The organism is uncultured Sphingomonas sp. (assembly GCF_964237155.1).
GTDB lineage: Bacteria > Pseudomonadota > Alphaproteobacteria > Sphingomonadales > Sphingomonadaceae > Sphingomonas.
Genome location: NZ_CAXSHH010000025.1, coordinates 24,931 through 38,962, shown reverse-complemented (window position 1 = coordinate 38,962; position 14,032 = coordinate 24,931). Strand labels below are relative to the sequence as shown.

Below are 14,032 nucleotides of genomic sequence, written 5' to 3'. Positions count from 1 at the left end.
GACTTGCCCGCGCCGTTCGGCCCCATGATCGCATGCACCTCGCCCGCGTTGACGGCGAGGGTCAGGCCCTTCAGAATTTCCTTGCCGTCGATCTCGGCATGGAGGTCATCAATGTTCAACATTCGCTAGGGGGCCTTATGCGAGGTTCCGGCAGCCAATCGGGATCGAGCACTTGCTCCTCCAGATCGAAGGGGCACGCAGTCGGTATCGGCGCCAATGTGAGATCAATGTGCGATAGGCGCGTTTCGTCCGCTGCGCGTTTGTAAGCGTCGACAAAGCGTTCCCGCACGACATTCCGTAGTGACGGACTTTGTTCCAAGATGGCTAGAAGATCGTCACGCTGCGTCGTCACCGTTCCACGCCAACCGTTCAACGGTTCATAGGCGGGCGAGTACGCGATCTTGAGCATATGGATCAGTATGGTCGTAAGGCGGCTTTTCACTTCGCGCTTGTTACTTCCACCCACGCTCTCGATTTCCTCCGCCAGGTTCTCCAAATCGAGTTCGCTGTTGACGCGATCGGCCGCCATACGACGGAGCATGGCCGCCTGTCGCTGCGTCCATTCGTAGAAGTCGCTTTCGTAAAGCTGCGTAGCCATCAGCGCCTCCGTTCCGCCCTAACAGAATTCGACTTGCCCGCGCCGTTCGGCCCCATGATCGCATGCACCTCGCCCGCGTTGACGGTGAGGGTCAGACCCTTCAGGATTTCCTTGCCGTCGATCTCGGCGTGGAGATTATCGATGTGCAGCATCAGTTGCGTCCTCGGAGTTCCGGCCACCACTCATCCGTCAGGCAATCTTCGATCCCGAAGGGCGACGAACCGGGAAGGTGTTCCGGCATGCAAAGCTCGATCAGCTTCTCGTCACTGAAATGGCGCAGCGCGTCCTCGTAGCCCTCGCTCAACGCGTCGCCGAGCAGCGGCTTGAGCGACGGGCTCCGCCGGAGCAGCCTGGCGATGCGCCCGCGCTGCCCCCGCACCGAGTTCTTCCACGTATTCTCGCACTCCAATATCGTGGAATAGTGCAATTTCAGCAGGTGAATCGCGATCTCCTCGAACCGGCTAACTAGCTGATGGTGATCGCTACGGCCCAAGCTGTCGATCTCCTCCAGGATGTTCTCGATGTCTAGGTCGAGGTTGCTGCGCTCGACCAGCAGCGCGCGCAGCTTGGCCGACTGCTCCTGCGTCCAGCCATAGAAGTCGGTCTCGTACAGCTGCGTCGCCATCACCCCACGCTCCCCTCGAGGCTGATCCCCAGCAGCTTCTGCGCCTCGACCGCGAACTCCATTGGAAGTTGCTGCAACACCTCGCGGGCGAAGCCGTTGACGATGAGGGCGACCGCCGCCTCCGAATCCAGCCCGCGCGACATGGCGTAGAACATCTGGTCGTCGCTGATCTTGGAGGTAGTCGCCTCGTGCTCGATCTGCGCGGACGGGTTGCGGACCTCGATATAGGGGATGGTGTGCGCGCCGCACTGGTCGCCGAGCAGCAGGCTGTCGCACTGGGTGAAGTTGCGGACGCCCTCCGCGGTCGGGGCGACCCTCACCAGCCCGCGATAGGTGTTGTCGGAGCGGCCGGCGCTGATCCCCTTGGACACGATGGTCGACTTCGTGTTCTTGCCGAGGTGGATCATCTTGGTGCCGGTGTCGGCCTGCTGGCGGTTGTTGGTCACCGCGACCGAGTAGAACTCGCCGACGCTGCCCTCGCCCGCAAGGACGCAGGAGGGGTATTTCCAAGTGACGGCGGAACCCGTCTCGACCTGGGTCCAGCTGACCTTCGCGTTCCTGCCCTGGCAGAGCGCGCGCTTGGTCACGAAGTTATAGATGCCGCCGACGCCGTTCTCGTCGCCGGGATACCAGTTCTGGACGGTCGAATATTTGATCTCGGCGTCGTCCAGGATCACGAGCTCGACGACGGCGGCGTGGAGCTGGTTCTCGTCGCGCATCGGGGCGGTGCAGCCCTCCAGATACGAGACGTACGAGCCCTTGTCGGCGATGATCAACGTGCGCTCGAACTGGCCGGTATTCTCCGCGTTGATGCGGAAATAAGTGGAGAGCTCCATCGGGCAGCGGACGCCCTCGGGGATGTAGACGAAGGTGCCGTCGCTGAACACGGCGCTGTTGAGCGTGGCGAAGTAGTTGTCGCGCTGGGGCACGACACGACCGAGCCATTTGCGGACCAAATCCGGGTACTCGCGAATCGCCTCGGAGATCGAACGGAAGATGACGCCCGCGGCCTCCAGCTCCTTGCGGAAGGTGGTCGCGACCGAGACGCTGTCGAACACCGCATCGACGGCGACGCGGCGCTTCGGCTCCGCGCCTTCCTCCCCATTGACGCCCCCGTCTTCGACGCCCGCAAGCATCTTCTGCTCCTGGATCGGGATGCCGAGCTTCTCGTAGACGCGCAGGATCTCGGGATCGACCTCGTCGAGCGAGCCGAGCTTGGGCTTCGCCTTGGGCTCGGCATAGTAATAGGCGTTCTGGTAATCGATCGGCGGAACGTTGAGCTTCGACCAATCCGGGTGCTCCATCGTTTGCCACAACGCGAACGCCTTCAGCCGCCAGTCGAGCATCCACTCCGGCTCGTTCTTCTTGGCCGAGATGTAGCGGACGGTGTCCTCCGACAGCCCCTTGGGCGCGAAATCCTGTTCGATGTCGGAGGAGAAGCCCCACTCGTACGTCTTGGCGACGGCGGCGTAGGCTTCGGCGTTCTTGGTGGCCATTATGCGGGTACTTTCACACGCACGAACTCAGGTGCGGGCTGGGAAAGGTGGACGAGCGTGACGCTGTCGAGCGCGGAGCGGACAGCCTTGTTGACGACGCTCCAATGCGGCTTGACCGTGCAGTGATGGTCGAGCGCGCAATAATCGCGGTGGTCGTCGACGCAGGTGGTGAGCGCGATCGGACCCTCCACCGCCTCGACGATGTCGGCCAGGCTGATCGCGGCGGCGGGCCGCGCGAGGCGAAAACCGCCGCCGGTTCCGCGCGCGCTGGCGAGCAGGCCGGCGGCGGACAGGCGGCTGACCAGCTTCTGCGCGGTCGGGAGCGGCACGCCCGTCTCGGCCGCGAGCAGGGTCGCGTTGAGCGGCGCCGCAGCGCACTTGCGCGCGGCGGCGGACATCAACACGATCGCATAATCGGCTAGGCTCGACAGGCGCACGGAACGGCTTTCAAATCGGAGTATATCGGTCTGATTACAGATGGTCGCGGAGACCGCGTGCGTCAACGGGCGGCGGCCGCTTGCGAGTCGTTATCAGCGCGCTTTGACGACCCCGCGCGGCGGTGCGATGGGCGGGGCGATGACGCACCCGCTCCGCCCCCTGCTCTTCGCGCTGCCGGCCGAGCGCGCGCACCAGCTGACGATCGCCGGGCTGGCGGCGTGGCGCGGCGTGGGGGCGGGCGGGCCGGCGCGGTCGGAGCGGCTGGCGATCACGGTGGCGGGGGTGACGTTCCCCAATCCGGTCGGGGTCGCGGCCGGGGTGGACAAGGACGGGCGCGCGATCGCGGGGCTGTTCGGGCTCGGCGCGGGATCGGTCGAGATCGGGACGCTGACCCCGCTGCCCCAGCCGGGCAATCCGGGGCCGCGGCTGTTCCGGCTGGTCGAGGACCGGGCGGTGGTGAATCGGTTGGGGTTCAACAATGGCGGGCTGGCGGCGGGGCTGGCGCGTGCGCGGGCGGCGAAGCGCGCGGGCGTACTCGGGATCAACGTGGGCGCGAACAAGGACGCGGGCGACCGGATGGCGGACTACGTCGGGGGGGTGGGCGCGGCGGCTCGGGTCGCCGACTATGTGACGGTGAACATCTCCTCACCCAACACGCCGGGGTTGCGCGACCTGCAGCACGGCGCGGCGTTGGACGAGCTGCTGGCGGCGTGCATCGAGGCGCGGGGATCGACGCCGCTGTTCCTGAAGGTCGCGCCCGATCTGGACTGGCCGCAGGTGGAGGGTATCGCACGGGCTGCGGTCGACCGGGGCGTCGATGCGCTGGTGGTGGGGAACACCACGGTGACGCGGCCGGCGTTGCGGTCGCCTTACTCGGCCGAAGGGGGCGGTTTGTCGGGGCGGCCGCTTCGCGAACTCGCTGCGCATAGGCTCACCGATTTCGCGCGCGCGACCGGGAGCGCGCTGCCCCTCATCGCGGCGGGGGGCATCGATACCGGGGCCGAGGCCTATGCGCGCATCCGGGCGGGGGCGAGCCTAGTGCAGCTTTATACGGGGCTGGTTTACGGCGGGCCCGGGCTGCTCCGGCGCATCGCACGGGAGCTCGATGCGCTGCTCGCGCGGGACGGGTTCGACACCGTCGCCGATGCCGTGGGGGCCGACGCCCGGTGACCGGCTTGCGCGCGCCTGTCTTGCGCACCTTGGGCGCGTCGCTAGGGTCCGATGCGATGATCCGGTATTTTCTCGCGCTGTTCGCGCTGCTCCTGCCCGCCTCCGCGCTCGCGCAGGGAGTGGTCACCTCCGCCGATCCGCGGGCGACCGAGGCGGGGCGGGATATTCTGCGCCAAGGTGGTTCGGCCGCCGACGCGGCGATGGCGATGATGCTCGCGCTGACGGTGGTGGAGCCGCAATCGTCGGGGATCGGCGGGGGCGGGTTCCTCGTCCACCACTCGGCCGCCAGGAACGGGGGCGGCAAGCTGGAGACGATCGACGGCCGCGAGACCGCGCCCCGCGCGGCGACGCCGGGACGGTTCCTGGGACCGGACGGAAAGACGTTGTCCTACGCGCAGGCGGTCGGTGGCGGACGCTCTGTAGGCGTGCCGGGGAACCTCCGGCTGATGGCGACCGCGACCCGGAAATGGGGCCGCCTGCCCTGGGCGCGGCTGTTCGCGCCCGCGATCCAGCTGGCGGAAGGCGGCTATGCCGTCACGCGTCCGCTGGCGGGTGCGGCGGCGAGCGGAGCCGCGCGCTGGGCGAACTTCCCCGCCACCGCCGCGCTGTACGCGCCGAGCGGCGCTCCGGTCGCGGAGGGGACGACGGTGCGCAACCCGGCGCTCGCCGCCCTGCTGCGCCGCGTCGCCGCCGGGGGAGCGGATGCGTTCTACACCGGCGAGAACGCCCGCGCGCTGCTTGCGGCGGCGAACGGCAGCGTCGGGTCTCCGCGCGACATGACGGTGGCCGATCTCACGGGCTACCGCGCCAAGGAGCGCGCGCCGGTCTGCGCGCCGTACCGCGTGTGGCGCGTGTGCGGGATGGGGCCGCCCTCGTCGGGCGCGACTACGGTGCTGGGCATCCTGGGTATGCTCGAACGGTTCGACCTCAAGGCGCTCGGCCCAACCTCGCCGCAATCATGGCACCTGATCGCGGAGGCGATGCAGCTCGCCTATGCGGACCGCGAGAATTATCTGGGCGACGCGGATTTCGTGCGCGTGCCCGTCGCGGGGCTGATCGACCGCGCTTATCTGCGCCGCCGCTCGGGGCTGATCTCGCCCCTGCGCGCGCTGGGAGTCTACCCGGCGGGCAATCCACCGGGCGCGCCTATCCGGACGCCGGCGGTGCAGCAGGAGGTCGCGGGGACGACGCACTTCGTCGCGGTCGACGGCCGCGGCAACGTGGCCACCATGACCTCGACGGTCGAGGGGCCATTCGGGAGCCAACTGGTCGTCGGCGAAGGCCTTGGCGGCTACATCCTCAACAACGAGCTGACCGACTTCACCTGGACGCCCGAGCGCGACGGCGCGCCCGTCGCCAACCGCGTGGAAGGCGGCAAGCGGCCGCTGTCGTCGATGGCTCCGACGATTGTCTACGATGCGTCCGGCAGGCCCGTCTTCACCGTCGGCGCGGCGGGGGGCAAGACGATCATCATGCAGGTCGCGAAAGCCTTGATCGCGCATCTCGACTGGGGCCTGCCTGCACGCGAGGCGTTGGGCGAGGGCCTGGTGTATTTCGGGCGCGACGGCGTGATCCTGGAGGAGGGTACGGCCCGCGCCGCGCTCAAGGTCGACTTCGAACGGCTGGGGCACAAGGTCGTGGTCGGGCGATTGGGGTTGAAGGCGAATGCGGCCGAGCGGACGCCCGCCGGCTGGCGCGGTGCGGCCGACCCCCGAAGCGTGGGGATGGCGCTTAGCGAATGACGGACGCCCGACGAAACGGGCGCTGGAGAGAATGATGCGTAATCTGGAGCCCTTCCCCAACCTCGTGACGATGTTCTTCACGCGGGCTCGGGAACGCGGGGACAAGCCGTTCCTGTGGCGCAAGGAGAACGGCGCTTGGGTATCCACTAGCTGGGCGGAGGCGGCACGGCAGGTGGCTAGCCTGGCCGCGGGCCTGACCGCGATCGGCATCGGGCGCGGCGACCGGGTGATGCTGGTGTCGGAGAACCGGCCCGAATGGTGCCTGTCCGACCTCGCCATCATGGCCGCCGGCGCGGTGACGGTCCCGACCTACGTCACCAACACCGAGCGCGACCACGCGCACGTCATCGAGAATTCCGGCGCGCGCGCGGTGATCGTATCGACACCCAAGCTGGCCAAGGCGCTGATGCCGACGGTGCTGCGCGCGTCGGAGCCGCAAATCGTGATCGGCATCGACGAGATGCGCGTCGCGCAGACCGGCGTCGATTTCCACCGCTGGCGCGACTTGGTCGATCGGCATCCGACCGACCCGGCCGTGGCGGAGGCGCGCGCCGACTTCGCGCGCGGGGACCTCGCCTGCATCATCTACACCAGCGGCACGGGCGGAGCCCCGCGCGGCGTGCGGCAGCATCACGGCGCGATCCTCCACTGCGCGGCGGCGTGCGTGGACGCGATCGGCGAGGATCTGGGGATCGTGGAGGACGAGACGTTCCTATCGTTCCTGCCGCTTAGCCACGCCTACGAGCACACCGGCGGGCAGTTCCTGCCGATCGGCATGGGCGGGCAGATCTATTACGCGGAAGGGCTGGAGAAGCTCGCCGCCAACATGGAGGAGGTGCGCCCGACGATCATGTTCGTCGTGCCGCGCCTGTTCGAGGTGCTGAACCAGCGCATCGCCAAGGGGATCGTGAAGCAGGGCAGGTTCCCGCGCTGGCTGTTCGCCCGCGCGCTCGAGGTCGGCGCGCGCGATTATCACGGAACGCTCCGCGTCACCGACCGCGCGACCAAGCTGCTCGTCGATACGATATTCAAGCCCAAGATCGCCAAGCGCTTCGGCGGACGGCTCAAGGCGATGGTGTCGGGCGGCGCGCCGCTCAATCCGGAAGTGGGGGTGTTCTTCCACTCGATCGGCGTGTTGGTGCTCCAGGGCTACGGCCAGACCGAGGCCGGGCCGATCATCTCGTGCAACCGCCCCAAGGCCGGTATCCGCATGAACACCGTCGGCCCCCCCCTCCTGAACACCGAGGTCCGGATCGCGGAGGACGGCGAGATACTGTGCCGGGGCGAGCTCGTCATGCACGGCTATTGGCGCAACGACGCGGAAAGCGCGCGCGTGCTGAAGGACGGGTGGCTCCATACGGGCGATATCGGCGTGATCGACGAGGGCGGCCGGGTGAAGATCACCGACCGCAAGAAGGACCTGATCGTCAACGACAAGGGCGACAACGTCGCGCCGCAGAAGGTGGAGGGGATGCTCACCCTCCAGCCCGAGATCGCGCAGGCGATGATCGCGGGCGACCGCCGGCCGTATATGGTCGCGGTGCTGGTGCCCGATCCCGAATGGACGCAACAATTCTGCGCCGCCGGGGGCGCGCCGTGCAGCTTCACGTCGCTGGCGGAAAACCCGACCTACCGCGCCGCGCTGTCGGCGGCGGTGGAGCGGGTCAACAAGGAGCTGTCGGTCATCGAACGCGTCCGCCGCTTCGTGATCGCCGATGAGCCCTTCACGATCGAGAACGAACAGATGACGCCGTCGCTCAAGATACGGCGGCATGTGCTGCGGGAGGTTTACGGGGCGCGGTTGAACGGCTTGTACAAAGGGTAAGGAGCACCACTCGCCCGGTGCGGCCCTATTTCACCCCAGCCCTCGGTAGCACCGCGAAGGTCCAGTCGCGGTCGGGGCGGAGGTACTTGGCCGCGGTCTCTTGGAGCTGCGCGGGGGTGATGGTGACATAATCCTCCGCGATGCGCTTGGTGGCGTCCACCCGGCGCGGGTCGAATGCGCCGCCGCCCAGCTGTTGAAGCCAGAACTGGTTCCCGCTCGACGCGCGCAGGATGTACTGCGCCATCGGGCGCATGATACGCTGGAGTTCGTCGTCGCTGACGGGCGTCGCGGCGAGGTCGGCAGCGATCTCGCGAGCCATTTTGTGGAGAAAGGGCACGCGGTCCGGGGTTACGTTGCCGACCGCGAGCAGACGACCACCGCCGGGGAGGCCGACGGGCCACTGGCTCGACACCTGCGGGCTGTAGCTGGCGCCCGCCGCTTGGCGCAGGCGTTCGAACAGCCGGTCGGAGAAGATCTGCGCGATGACGTCGAGGCGGCGGCTCTCGGCGATCCCCTCGATCCCGCCGCCGGTCGGCCAGGCGATCACGGCGGCGGCCTGGTTGGCGGGGCCGCTATGGGTGCGGGTGACGGGCTTCCTGTTGTGCGCAGGAAAGCGCACCCGCTTGGGCGGGACGGGCGTATTCCCCCGCCCCGCCATCGCCCCGAAGCTGCGCGCGACGGCGTCGATCGCCGCGTCGGCGGTGGTGTCGCCGAACACCGACACCTCGACCGGACCGGTCCGGAGCAGCGGCTCCCAGAACTTGCGGAACGATGCGGGATCAAGCTTGGCGATCAGCTCGGGCGTGGGCGCGGCCCAGCGGGGATCGCCCGCGCGGAGCAGGCCTTCGAGCTCGCGGCCGATCACGCCGTCGGGGGACGAATCGTAACCGCGCGTCGCGGCGAGCGCGACCGCGCGGGCGCGGTTTACGGGCGCGGGGTCCCAGCCGGGCTGGGCGAGCTTGGTCGCGAACAACCGGAGTTGGTCGGCCAGGTCCGCCCGGTTGGTCATGGCGTTGAACGAAAAGGCGTCGTCGCCGATGTCGAAATCGAACCCGACCCGGCGCCCGGCGACCAACGCCTCCAGGTCGTTTTGATCAAGGGAACCGATCCCGCTCGACACCAGCGCGAGGTCGCCGGCCCAGGCGGGAGTGGCGCGGTCGGCCGGAAGCGCGTTGCGCCCGCCGCCAAAGCGGACGCGGACATAAACGCGGCCGGTCTCGCCCGTGTTCGGGAAGAGGAGTAGACGCGTGCCGTTGTTGAAGGTGACCGTCTCCAGCTCGATCCCCTGCGCCTTGGTGCGGCTGGCGACGGTACCGGGCGTCCCGAGCGTCGGCAGCTGCGCGAAGGTGACTCTGCGCGACTGGCGGCGCTGGCCCGCTAGCCCCGTCACGTCGGCCTTGAGCGCCTCGTCGAGCTTGGCTTGCGCGGTCGGGTCGGGGGTGCGGGTGTTGACGACGGCGCGGGTCACGCCGTCGAACAGCCGCCTGGTGGAGGCGAGCACGGCCGCCGGGTTGAACATCCCCTTCGCGCGCGCGTCGGTGAAGATGCCGTAGGAAATCTGGGGCGAGGTGGTGACCTCGCGGATTTCGAGCGCCTCGGCGATGTCGTCGGCCTGGCGCCCGCCCGCCTCGACTCGCGACGTTTCGACCTGGGTGCGGAGCGCCGTGTCGTAGTCGGCGAGCTCGCGGTCGATCTCGGCCTGCGTCGGCGGCGCGCTTTGCGCGTCGGCGAGGACCGCGCGCACGTCCTTCAGCGCGGCGGCCCAGTCGTCGCCGACGGGTACGATGTTGACCGAGGTGACGTTGCCCGACCGGTACACGTCGTCGAGCGTGACGCCTGCCTGGAGGAAACTGCCGCCGCCGCGCGCACGCTGCTCCAGCCGCCGGCCAATGACACGGCCCGCGACCGTGTCGATCATGCGGCGCTGGTTGAAGATCACCGTGTCGTCGCGGTAGGTCCAGGGGCGGATCACAGCGGTCGCGACGACCGGCGGCAGCCCGGGCTCGGCCAGGGTCGCGGTAGTGGGCTTGCTGGGGTCGGGCTTGCCGAAATCGGGGTCGCGCGGCTCGGGACCGATTCCCTTCCATTGCCCAAAGTGCCTGGCGATGCCCGCGGCGAAGACCGACGGGTCCATATCGCCCGCGATCACGACCACCGTGCGGCTGGGACGGTACCAACGGTCGTGAAAGGCCTGGACTCCGCGCGCGTTCGCCGCCTCGAGCGTCTTGACCGATCCGATCGGCGAACGCTCGGCGAGCGGCTGTCCGGCGAAGAAGGTGGAGCGGATCAGGTCGCCGAAGCGGACCTGCGGCCCCGGCTGCTCGCGCTGTTCGGCGAGCACGATCGGGCGCTCGGCGGAGACGCTGGCGTCGGTCAGCGTCGGCGCGGCCATCATGCCAGCCATGATCTTCAGGCTCTCGTCGAGGCCGGTCGCGGTCGCGCCGGGAAGGTCGAGCTTGTAGAGCGTCTGGGTCGGCGTCGTCTGCGCGTTCGAATCCGACCCGAAGGTCGCGCCTAGCCGTTGCCAAACGCGCTTGGCCTCGCCGTCGGGGACATGGCTCGAACCGCGGAAGCTCAGATGCTCCAGGAAATGCGCGAAGCCGCGCTCGCCGTCGGTCTCGTGAAGCGACCCCGCGTCGATGCGGACGCGGACCGCCACCTGGCCGGGGGGCACGCCGTTGCGGCGGACGGCGTAGCGGACGCCGTTGGGGAGCGTGCCGAACGACCAGCCCGGATCGGGGGTAATGTCGGATCCCTTATAAAGCCAGGGCGCGGGGTCGACGCCGGGCGGGGTCGCGGCGCGCGGCGGCGCGGCTTGCGGCGCGAGGACTTGCGCGGGCACGACCTGCTGGCCGGTGGCGGGAAGCCCGAGGCCGAGGAGGATGGGGAGGAGCGAGACGCGGAGCACGCGCTGGGAGGACGCCATATCACTCCCATGTAACGGGCGAACATGAACGCCGCCAGACGGGCACGGAATTTCACGCCGCTTGATCCCGCTCCGCCGCCGCGCCACATGCCAGTTCATGTTCATCGAGACCGAGACGACCCCCAACCCCCAGACGCTGAAGTTCCTGCCCGGCAGGACCGTGATGGAGATCGGCACCCGCGATTTCGCCACGCCCGAGGAGGCGGAGGCGAGCCCGCTCGCGGACGCGATATTCGGGTTGGGCGACGTCACCGGCGTGTTCTTCGGGTCGGACTTCGTGTCGGTAACCGCCGCGCCCGGGACCGACTGGTCGGTGCTGAAGCCCGACATACTGGGGCTGCTGCTCGATCATTTCTCCGCGCAGATGCCCCTGTTCCGGCAGGGCAGCGCGTCGGGGTTTAGCGTGCCGGCGGAGGATGCGGGGATTGACGATCCCGCCGACGCCGACATCGTCGCGCAGATCAAGGAACTGATCGAGACGCGCGTGCGGCCCGCGGTGGCGAATGACGGGGGCGACATCGTCTATCGGGGCTTCGACAAGGGTAAGGTATATCTGCGGATGCAGGGGGCGTGCGCGGGTTGCCCCTCGTCCAGCGCGACGCTGAAGAACGGGATCGAGCAGCTGCTGCGCCACTACGTTCCCGAAGTGACCGAAGTGCGGGCGGTCTGATGCAGCCGCTTCCCGACGCCGCGCTCGACCGGTTGTTCTTCGCCGATCGGCCGCGGGTGACGGTGAACTACATCTCGACGCTCGGATACGCCGACCAGTCGACGATCTTCGACCGGAGCCCGCGCCCCGCGTTCGAGAAGTTCAACCGTCTGGTCTGACCGATCAGTTGCTCACCCTAGTCATCGAGACCGCGACGGCGGCCTGTTCGGTCGCGTTGGTCGAAGGTGGGCGCGTCGTCGCGCGGGCTCACGAGATCGTCGGACGCGGGCATGCGGAGCGGCTGGTGCCGATGATTGCCGAGCTGCCGAGCGGCGGACGGGCCGACCGCATCCTCGTCGATTGCGGGCCGGGTAGCTTCACGGGCATCCGCGTCGGCATCGCGGCGGCGCGCGGTCTGGCGCTGGGATGGGGTGTGCCGGTCGCGGGCTACTCGTCGCTCGCGCTCGTCGCGGCCGCCGCGTTCGCCGCGCGGCCGGAGCTCCACCGGGTTGCGGCGGTGATCGAAGGGGGACATGGTGAGGTCTTCATGCAGGCGTTCGAAGCCCCTTTCCAGCCGCTCGGCGATCTCGCCAGCCTGACCCCCCAGGCGGTGCTGGCGCGGCTGGACGGCCTGCCCGCCATCGGGTCCGGCGTCGCACGGCTGCTCGCGGTCGAGCCGGGGCTCGACGCGACCGACGCACTGCCCGACGCGGGCGAGGCGTGGCGGGTGCCGCCCGAACTCGCCGGCCTGCCCCCGCGCCCGCTCTACGGCCGAGCGCCCGACGCCAAGGTCGTCCCGGGAAGCGTCGGGGGCTGAACGTGGCCACGCGCGCCCTCACCCTGCGCGTGGCGGGCGCACACGACATCGTGTCGGTGGAGGCGCTCATGAGCGAGGCGTTCGACCCGCATTACGGCGAGGCGTGGACTCGCGGGCAGTGCCTCGGCGTGCTCGCGCTCCCGGGCGTGGCGCTGCTGATCGCGGAGCTCGACGACGAGCCCGCGGGCTTCGCGATGACGCGCCGCGTGCTCGACGAGGCGGAGCTGCTGCTTCTCGCGGTCTCCCCCGTGCACCGGGGCCACGGCGTAGGCGGCGCGCTGCTCCGCGCCGCCGCGGCGGCGGCGACCGCGGCGGGCTGCGTCCGGTTCCATCTGGAGGTTCGCGACGGCAATCCGGCGACGCGGCTCTATCGCCGCCACGGTTTCGCGAAGGTCGGCGAGCGGCGCGGCTATTACCGCGGCGTCGACGGCGCACTCCATGACGCGCACACCTACGGCGCGGCGCTCGATGTCTAAGACGAGAGCTTATTGAGAATCGATCGCGCTTTTCGCAACAAGCATGAACGCCTATGTATCCGGCCGACCCTGATCGGACCCCGCCCATGCCGCGCAACATTGACCTCGAGACGCTCTGCAACCAGAAGGGCCTGCGCATCACCGATCAGCGCCGCGTGATCGCGCGCGTGCTGTCGGAGGCGGAGGATCATCCAGACGTCGAGAAAGTCTATGCGCGCGCGTCCGCGATCGACCCGGGCATCTCCATCGCCACCGTCTACCGCACCGTGCGGCTGTTCGAGGAGGCGGGCATCCTCGATCGTCACGATTTTGGTGACGGTCGCGCGCGTTACGAACCCGCGCCCGAATCACATCATGATCACCTGATCGATGTCGAGACGGGCCGCGTGATGGAGTTCGTCGATCCCGAGCTCGAACAGCTGCAAAAGGCGATCGCGGAGAAGCTCGGCTTCCGCCTGGTCGACCACCGGATGGAGTTGTACGGGGTCAGCCTCGACCGGAAGGCGTGAAGTCGTTCCGCATCGCCGCTCGGCTGGCCGGGCTGCTCGCGCTCCTTGTCGGATGCGTCGTGTTTCATGGCGGCCGGCGGCTGCTGCGCCTCCCCTCATCGTGGCCGCGCCGCTTCCTCGCCGGCGCGGCGTGGATCTGTGGCGTCCGCACGCGCGTACGCGGGCGGCGGCCCGGCGGACAGGCGCTGATCGTCTCCAACCATTGCGGGACGCTCGACATCCTTGTTCTGGGCGGCGCGACGGGGGCGGCCTTCGTCGCGCGGGGGGACCTGGCGCGGGTGCCGCTCGTCGGCGCGATGTGCCGCGCGAACGGAACGCTGTTCGTCGACCGGGCCGACCGCCGCGCGATCGGGGAACAGGTGGCGCGCCTTCGGGAGGCGCTGACCTACCGTTCCGTCGTGGTGTTTCCCGAGGACACGACCAGCGATGGCGCGACGTTGCTGCCCTTCAAGCCCGCCCTGCTCGCCGCGCTCGATCCGCCGCCGCCCGGCGTCGTGCTGCAGCCCGTGTTCCTCGATTACGGCCCCGCCGCGCCCGAGATCGCGTGGGCCGAGGCGACCGGCGAGGACGGGTCGGCGAACGCGCTCCGTATCTTGGGCCGACGCGGAACCATCCCCGTAACGATCGACTATCTCGAACCGTTTGATCCCGCCGCGATCGGCGACCGCAAGACGGTGTCCGCCGAAGCCCGCCGCCGCATCGTCGCCGCCATGCAGGCCGCCGGTTCGCGCATAGAGGTCGCGTGAGCAGGTGTTTGCCGC

General features: G+C 69.1%; 15 protein-coding genes and 1 pseudogene. 9 read left to right on the top strand and 7 right to left on the bottom strand.

The window, feature by feature from the left end; genetic code table 11:
* From ACFE71_RS07835 to ACFE71_RS07810, 6 genes and pseudogenes are all read right to left on the bottom strand, one after another.
* Positions 1-122, bottom strand: a 122-nt coding sequence (locus ACFE71_RS07835; protein WP_375428249.1) for an ATP-binding cassette domain-containing protein, incomplete at its 3' end; no start/stop codon positions are given.
* Positions 116-598 carry a DUF29 domain-containing protein gene (locus ACFE71_RS07830; RefSeq protein WP_375428244.1) on the bottom strand — a complete coding sequence of 161 codons (483 nt, stop codon included), beginning with the start codon at positions 596-598 and terminating at the stop codon, positions 116-118. The genes ACFE71_RS07830 and ACFE71_RS07835, both read right to left, overlap by 7 nt.
* 29 nt (positions 599-627) lie before the next feature.
* Positions 628-750: pseudogene (locus ACFE71_RS07825) on the bottom strand (ATP-binding cassette domain-containing protein); the annotation flags it as partial.
* A complete protein-coding gene (locus ACFE71_RS07820) occupies positions 750-1,223 on the bottom strand; it encodes a DUF29 domain-containing protein (RefSeq protein ID WP_375428243.1) in 474 nt (157 codons plus the stop codon). The gene ACFE71_RS07820 and the pseudogene ACFE71_RS07825, both read right to left, overlap by 1 nt.
* Positions 1,223-2,719, bottom strand: a complete 1,497-nt coding sequence (gene sufB / locus ACFE71_RS07815) for a Fe-S cluster assembly protein SufB (protein ID WP_375428242.1) — start codon at positions 2,717-2,719, stop codon at positions 1,223-1,225. The genes ACFE71_RS07820 and sufB overlap by 1 nt, the downstream gene beginning before the upstream one ends.
* Positions 2,719-3,156, bottom strand: a complete 438-nt coding sequence (locus ACFE71_RS07810) for an SUF system Fe-S cluster assembly regulator (RefSeq protein WP_375428241.1) — start codon at positions 3,154-3,156, stop codon at positions 2,719-2,721. The genes sufB and ACFE71_RS07810 overlap by 1 nt, the downstream gene beginning before the upstream one ends.
* Positions 3,157-3,295: 139 nt before the next feature.
* Here ACFE71_RS07810 and ACFE71_RS07805 point away from each other — a divergent pair, with 139 nt between their 5' ends.
* From ACFE71_RS07805 to ACFE71_RS07795, 3 genes are read left to right on the top strand one after another with little or no spacing between them, the layout of a single operon-like run.
* Entirely contained in the window at positions 3,296-4,327 is a 1,032-nt protein-coding gene (locus ACFE71_RS07805) for a quinone-dependent dihydroorotate dehydrogenase (protein ID WP_375428248.1), read from the top strand.
* Between the two features lie 56 nt (positions 4,328-4,383).
* Positions 4,384-6,069, top strand: coding sequence for a gamma-glutamyltransferase (gene ggt, locus ACFE71_RS07800; protein WP_375428240.1), 1,686 nt, complete (start codon positions 4,384-4,386; stop codon positions 6,067-6,069).
* Between the two features lie 34 nt (positions 6,070-6,103).
* Positions 6,104-7,894 carry an AMP-dependent synthetase/ligase gene (locus ACFE71_RS07795; RefSeq protein WP_375428247.1) on the top strand — a complete coding sequence of 597 codons (1,791 nt, stop codon included), beginning with the start codon at positions 6,104-6,106 and terminating at the stop codon, positions 7,892-7,894.
* 25 nt (positions 7,895-7,919) lie between these two features.
* Here the strand turns inward: ACFE71_RS07795 and ACFE71_RS07790 are convergent, their stop codons facing one another.
* A complete protein-coding gene (locus ACFE71_RS07790) occupies positions 7,920-10,820 on the bottom strand; it encodes a M16 family metallopeptidase (protein ID WP_375428239.1) in 2,901 nt (966 codons plus the stop codon).
* A gap of 97 nt (positions 10,821-10,917) precedes the next feature.
* On the opposite strand from ACFE71_RS07790, the gene ACFE71_RS07785 reads away from it, so the two are divergent.
* From ACFE71_RS07785 to ACFE71_RS07760, 6 genes are all read left to right on the top strand, one after another.
* Positions 10,918-11,490 (top strand): NifU family protein, encoded by a 573-nt coding sequence (locus ACFE71_RS07785; protein WP_375428238.1) that lies wholly within the window; start codon positions 10,918-10,920, stop codon positions 11,488-11,490.
* On the top strand, positions 11,490-11,648 hold the full coding sequence (locus tag ACFE71_RS07780) for a hypothetical protein (protein WP_375428237.1): 159 nt from the start codon (positions 11,490-11,492) through the stop codon (positions 11,646-11,648). Before ACFE71_RS07785 ends, ACFE71_RS07780 begins: the two co-directional genes overlap by 1 nt.
* 8 nt (positions 11,649-11,656) lie before the next feature.
* A complete protein-coding gene (gene tsaB / locus ACFE71_RS07775; protein ID WP_375428236.1) occupies positions 11,657-12,286 on the top strand; it encodes a tRNA (adenosine(37)-N6)-threonylcarbamoyltransferase complex dimerization subunit type 1 TsaB in 630 nt (209 codons plus the stop codon).
* Between the two features lie 2 nt (positions 12,287-12,288).
* A complete protein-coding gene (locus ACFE71_RS07770; RefSeq protein WP_375428235.1) occupies positions 12,289-12,762 on the top strand; it encodes a GNAT family N-acetyltransferase in 474 nt (157 codons plus the stop codon).
* A gap of 86 nt (positions 12,763-12,848) precedes the next feature.
* Positions 12,849-13,271 carry a Fur family transcriptional regulator gene (locus ACFE71_RS07765; RefSeq protein WP_375428234.1) on the top strand — a complete coding sequence of 141 codons (423 nt, stop codon included), beginning with the start codon at positions 12,849-12,851 and terminating at the stop codon, positions 13,269-13,271.
* Entirely contained in the window at positions 13,268-14,017 is a 750-nt protein-coding gene (locus ACFE71_RS07760; protein WP_375428233.1) for a lysophospholipid acyltransferase family protein, read from the top strand. Before ACFE71_RS07765 ends, ACFE71_RS07760 begins: the two co-directional genes overlap by 4 nt.
* The last annotated feature ends 15 nt before the right edge of the window (positions 14,018-14,032 follow it).

Bases quoted from the DNA above. Each gene is read 5' to 3' on its own strand.
- ACFE71_RS07830 (WP_375428244.1), bottom strand. From the start codon at position 598: ATGGCTACGCAGCTTTACGAAAGCGACTTCTACGAATGGACGCAGCGA.
- ACFE71_RS07820 (WP_375428243.1), bottom strand. From the start codon at position 1,223: ATGGCGACGCAGCTGTACGAGACCGACTTCTATGGCTGGACGCAGGAG.
- sufB (WP_375428242.1), bottom strand. From the start codon at position 2,719: ATGGCCACCAAGAACGCCGAAGCCTACGCCGCCGTCGCCAAGACGTAC.
- ACFE71_RS07805 (WP_375428248.1), top strand. From the start codon at position 3,296: ATGACGCACCCGCTCCGCCCCCTGCTCTTCGCGCTGCCGGCCGAGCGC.
- ggt (WP_375428240.1), top strand. From the start codon at position 4,384: ATGATCCGGTATTTTCTCGCGCTGTTCGCGCTGCTCCTGCCCGCCTCC.
- ACFE71_RS07795 (WP_375428247.1), top strand. From the start codon at position 6,104: ATGCGTAATCTGGAGCCCTTCCCCAACCTCGTGACGATGTTCTTCACG.
- ACFE71_RS07790 (WP_375428239.1), bottom strand. From the start codon at position 10,820: ATGGCGTCCTCCCAGCGCGTGCTCCGCGTCTCGCTCCTCCCCATCCTC.
- ACFE71_RS07785 (WP_375428238.1), top strand. From the start codon at position 10,918: ATGTTCATCGAGACCGAGACGACCCCCAACCCCCAGACGCTGAAGTTC.
- ACFE71_RS07780 (WP_375428237.1), top strand. From the start codon at position 11,490: ATGCAGCCGCTTCCCGACGCCGCGCTCGACCGGTTGTTCTTCGCCGAT.
- ACFE71_RS07765 (WP_375428234.1), top strand. From the start codon at position 12,849: ATGCCGCGCAACATTGACCTCGAGACGCTCTGCAACCAGAAGGGCCTG.